4 protein-coding genes are annotated in these 4,804 nt (G+C 70.2%); all 4 read right to left on the bottom strand.

From position 1 onward, the window contains the following. Positions 1 to 1,291 (bottom strand): serine/threonine protein kinase (locus D7Y13_RS38650; RefSeq protein WP_147452601.1); only part of this gene is annotated, 1,291 nt, incomplete at its 3' end. Positions 1,292 to 1,430: 139 nt separating this feature from the next. Further along, positions 1,431 to 2,330 carry a glycoside hydrolase family protein gene (locus D7Y13_RS38655; RefSeq protein ID WP_120538106.1) on the bottom strand — a complete coding sequence of 300 codons (900 nt, stop codon included), beginning with the start codon at positions 2,328 to 2,330 and terminating at the stop codon, positions 1,431 to 1,433. 73 nt (positions 2,331 to 2,403) lie between these two features. Continuing rightward, on the bottom strand, positions 2,404 to 3,474 hold the full coding sequence (locus D7Y13_RS38660; RefSeq protein ID WP_120586040.1) for an MBL fold metallo-hydrolase: 1,071 nt from the start codon (positions 3,472 to 3,474) through the stop codon (positions 2,404 to 2,406). Positions 3,475 to 3,593: 119 nt separating this feature from the next. Further along, positions 3,594 to 4,804, bottom strand: a 1,211-nt coding sequence (locus D7Y13_RS38665; RefSeq protein WP_120630978.1) for an ELWxxDGT repeat protein, incomplete at its 5' end; no start/stop codon positions are given.

The raw sequence follows: 4,804 nt of genomic DNA on the forward strand, positions 1-4,804 counted from the left end.
CGGCGGCCACGGCGATGCGGGGTTCCGGAACGGGGGGCGGTGCTTCCGCGACGGGCGGCGTGGAGCTCATCAGGAACCAGAGGCCGGCGCCCGTCGCGAGCAACCCGCCTCCCGCTCCCAGGCCCACGAGCAGCTTGCGCGATCCACCGGAGGACCCCGCCGGTACGGGCGGATCCGGTTCCGTCGTCCCCGTGAGGGCCGTGTTGGGCGGCTTCGCGGCCCGGGCGATGCGCCGGGTCTGAATTCCCTCCTGGGGCGGCCTTGCCGCGACCTCAGCCACGAGAGGGGCCGCACCCCACGACTTCATCTCCTGCTGGAAGGTCCCCGGCACCGCCAACTGCCGGCCCTGCTGCTCCAGGTCTCCACGGAACAGCACCCGCAGCAGGTTCGCGATGCTCAGCGAGGAGAAGCGCGAATGGTTCGCATACAGGAAGCCGGCCAGCGCCTCCGCGAATTCGTGGCTGGATTCAAAGCGCTGCTCGCGGTCCGCGGTCAGCGCCTTCATCACGATGTCATTCAATTCCTCCGGCAGGTCCGGCCGGAGTCGAACGGGCGGGGGAATCTCGCCTCGTGCCACCCGCGTCATCACGACCTGGGGCGGCCCGTCCACGGGCAGCTTGCCGCAGAGCAGTTCATACAACACGACACCGGTGGCCCAGACGTCGGTGCGCGCATCCACGTCCTCGCCGCGCGCCTGCTCCGGGGAGAAGAAGAGGTACTTGCCCTTCACGACCCCAGGCTCCGTCCTGACGCCGCGCAGGAGCTTGGCCTTGGCGATGCCGAAGTCGACGATCTTGACCTGGCCCTCGTAGCCGACGAGCACGTTGTCCGGAGAGATGTCGCGGTGGACGATGTCCAGCGGCTTTCCGCTGTTGTCCGTGCGGGTGTGCGCGTAGTGCAACCCCCGGCACATCTCCATCGCGATGAAGACCGCGACGGGGACGGGCAGGGCGGCCATGCCGCTCTTGATGGCGCGCTTGAGGACGCGGTGGAGGGGCTGGCCATCCACGAACTCCATGGCGAGGAAGTACTCACCATCCACGCGGCCAAAGTCGAACACTTGAGCGACGTTGCCATGGGACAGCGTGGCGGAGATGCGCGCCTCGCTGATGAACATGGAGATGAAGGCCTCATCGTCCGCGTACTCCGGGAGGACCTTCTTGATGAGGACCGGCTTGGTCACCCCGGCGGCGCCTACCAGTTGCGCGCGCCACGTCTCCGCCATGCCGCCCCGGCTCAGCCAGGACACCAGCTCATACCGTCCGAACGCGTCCCCCGCTTGAAGTGCCATGTGGCGGTCATCTTTACCCCAGAAATCCAGGAGCGCGGAGTAGGCCGCTCCCCGTCTGTCTTCGCCTGGGGGATGGCTCCTTCGCTGCCTGGAGGGCAGGCGGCCCGCCTGTCATGTAGGACGGAGGCTCACCCTTCGTTCAGGGTGACTGCGGCGACGTGCCGGCGGGCAGCGTGACGTAGAGGCGGCCCAGCTCGGTCAGCTCTCCGGAGGCTCCCAGCAGGTTGATGGAGGGGATCTCGTTGTTGCGCCCGGAGAACCAGGAGTAGCGCTCGATGGCGGGTTCCGACTCCAACCAGGGAATGGCATCCACCATGTACTTCTTCTGCACTTCGACGGTGATCTGGTCATGGGGCATGTCGCCGCAGGCGAACTCCGTCAGCCAGAGGGGCTTGTCGTACTTCTTGAACCGCTCCACGTACCACTTGAGCGCGCCCAGGTCGCACGCGTACCAGTGGATGGCGATGGCATCCACCTGGCAGCCCTGGCAGGCCTTGAAGAAGGCATCCAGGTAGACCACTGGATCGGTGAACTTGACGCCGTCCTCCGTGACGCAGTCGCCGCAGTAGTTCACCGCCGGGGACACCAGCTTGAGCTGCTTGCGGCGGGCCACTTCCTCCAGCACGGGCCAGAGCGCGGCGGCCTGCCGGGGCGTCTTGTTCGCCTGGCTCAGGAAGTTGGGCTCGTTGAAGCCCAGCAGGTACTGCGCGCCCGCGGGGATTTCGGATGCGAGCTGATCCGCGTTGGGCGTGCCGCCCCAGGCCATGGGCACGAAGGTGACGGCCTCGGAGGCGTAGACGCTCGCGGCGCCAGCTTCGGGGCGGGGGGACCAGTTGTACCACCAGCTCATTCCGGGCGAGAGCGCCTTCAGGTCCGCGGCCGAGTGGTAGCCATAGGCGAGGCCCCGCTTCGCGCTCTTCGTGACGACAGGGGGCGGATCCTCTGTCCGGGGCTTGCCTCCTGCCGCGGGGTCGCAGGCCAGGAGGGGGCACAGCAGCGCTGCCAGGGAGAGCGTCGGGACGAGCCGGGAGCGGAGCATGGAAAGGGACTCTACGCTCGCGCCTGGTGTGGGCGTCGAGTCCTTCCCGGTGGGACGTCAGCGCCGCGAAGCCTCAGGGTGCGGTCTGCGGCACGAGCCGGCGCTCGCCCACGTCGCGCCACCACGGCGTCATGCCCTCCACGCGCGAGGGCTCCAGGCCCCGGCCCAGGCCCGGCGTGAACAGGCGCACCTGCTGCTCCGTGGCCAGCCGCACCAGCGTCTCCGCGGGCTCATCCCACGCGTGCAGCGCCAGGTTGAAGGTCCCCCAGTGCACCGGCATCAGCGTGCCGCCGCCCAGCATCGCGTGTGCCTTGAGCGCGTTCTCCGGCCCCAGGTGGATGCCGCCCCAGCTCGGGTGGAAGGCGCCCACCTCCAGCATCACCAGGTCGAAGGGGCCATGCCGGCGGCCAATCTCCTCGAACTCCGACGTGAGGCCGGTGTCGCCGCTGAAGAACAGCCGGTGCTTGTCGGTGGTGAGCACCCAGGACGCCCACAGCGTCTTGTTGCGGTCGCCCAGGCCCCGGCCGGAAAAGTGCTGCGAGGGCGCGGCGGTGAAGCCCACCGGACCGACGCGGTGGTGCTCCCACCAGTCCAGTTCGGTGATGAGCTCCGGCGCCACGCCGAACGCCTCCAGGTGCTGTCCCACGCCCAGCGCGGTGATGAAGGGCACGCGCCGCTTCGCCAGCGCCTGGATGGTGCTGCGGCACAGGTGGTCGTAGTGGTCGTGCGACACCAGCACCGCGTCCAGGTCCGGCAGCGCGTCCAGGGGCACGGGCGGGGCGTGGAAGCGCCGGGGGCCCGCGAAGGACACGGGCGAGGCGCGGTCGCCGAAGACGGGGTCGGTGAGCACGCGCGCGCCGTCCACCTCCAGCAGCAGGGTGCTGTGGCCCAGCCAGGTGACGCGCAGACCGGTGTCCGGCGCGCGGGCCCAGGTGCCGCGTGGGTCGTCCACCGGAAGGGGGCCGGGCGGCGTGCGCTGCGTGCCGCCGAAGAAGTACTCCCCCAACAGCGGCAGCGGGTTGCCCTGGAGGCCGGGCCCCACGGGCGCGGTGTTGCGGAAGCCTTGGCCTTCGAACTGCCGGGAGGCCCGGCTGCGCTCGAGGCGTTGTCCTGCGAGGCGTGCGCTGGGGCTGACGGTGGGCATGCGCCGGTGTCTAACACCCACGCGTCCGCCCGGCACGGTCACCCGCCAGGAGCCCCGGCGGGCGGGGGGCCGTCCCGTCGGCCGGGCCCGGGACGGCGCGGGGATCCACCCGGTGGTGCCTACAGGGTCTCCTCCGGCGCCACGCAGGTGTTGCTGAGCGCGGAGGACCAGAGCTGGCCCGCCGCCGTGTCGTCGAAGGCGCTGAAGAAGACGCGCGAGCCCACGCGGAAGAACTCGCGCGGGAAGGAGGACGCCCCGACGGACGGAGGGGCGATGTCCTTGAGCTGGCGCGTCCCGCCCGTCGTGCCGTTGCTCACCCAGGGCTCGATGTTCTCCCCCGAGGTGTCGGGAGCGCTGAAGTAGACGAGGTTGTCCGCCACCGCGTACACCGGCGAGCTGTACTCGTCCGACAGGCTCAGCGGGCGGCGCAGCAGCGTCGTGCCCCCGGCGGTGCCGTTGGTGACCCAGAGCTGGGTGTCGGTGGGCGCGGGGCCGTTGCTGCCGATGTCGACGGAGAAGAACAGCTTCGTGCCCCCCGGGGCACCGCTCACGGCGTTGACGCGGGGGAACGCCGAGCCCTGCGCTGCGTAGTCATTGGGCAGGGTGACGACGGGCGTCGGGTTCCCACCCGCGAGCGGGACGCGGTAGATGACCATGTACTGGGTGGTGCGCGAGGTGGTCGTGACGTAGGCGTTGGTGCCCAGCGCCCCCAGCACCTGGACCGCGCGCGAGGCACCAAAGGACGCCAGCCGCACCGTGCCGCCCGCCGTGCCGTCCGACTTCCACAGCTCCGTCAGGCCCGTGCTCTCGCTCAAGGTGAAGAGGGCGAGCGCCGCCGTGGCGCGCAATTCGGACGGATAGGTATTGGGGCCCGCATCCAGTCGCTTCACCTGGACGGTGCCGGCGGCGGTGCCGTCCGTCCGCCAGAGGCTGGTGGCTCCCTCCACCTCGCGCACGAAGAAGAGCATTGCGTTGCCTGTCTTCGCGTCCAGGGAGCTTACGTCCACGGTCGTCCCGAAGTCGCGCAGGCGCACCGTGCCCGCGTCCGTGCCGTCCGAGCGCCACAGCTCATGGCGCGTGGCCGAGGCGGCCTGGTCGAAGACCTCCCGGAAGAAGACCAGGTCGTTGCCCATCGCCTTCAGGTGCGCCAGGGATGAACCGTCCTCGCCCGGCGTCAGGTCCTTGACGAGCCGGGTCCCCGCGCCCGTGCCGTCACTCACCCACAGCTCGTGCCCGTGCGTCGCATCCGGCGCCTGGAAGAAGAGGTGGGTCGGGGTGGCGGTGAGCCGGGACACGTTGGACGAAAAGGTGGGGGAGGCGGGGAAGTCCT

Origin of the sequence: Corallococcus praedator (assembly GCF_003612125.1) — a bacterium.
Lineage (GTDB): Bacteria > Myxococcota > Myxococcia > Myxococcales > Myxococcaceae > Corallococcus > Corallococcus praedator.

What these genes read in the sequence shown, in the direction of transcription:
- D7Y13_RS38655 (WP_120538106.1), bottom strand. Translation starts at nt 2,330, where the DNA reads ATGCTCCGCTCCCGGCTCGTCCCGACGCTCTCCCTGGCAGCGCTGCTG.
- D7Y13_RS38660 (WP_120586040.1), bottom strand. Translation starts at nt 3,474, where the DNA reads ATGCCCACCGTCAGCCCCAGCGCACGCCTCGCAGGACAACGCCTCGAG.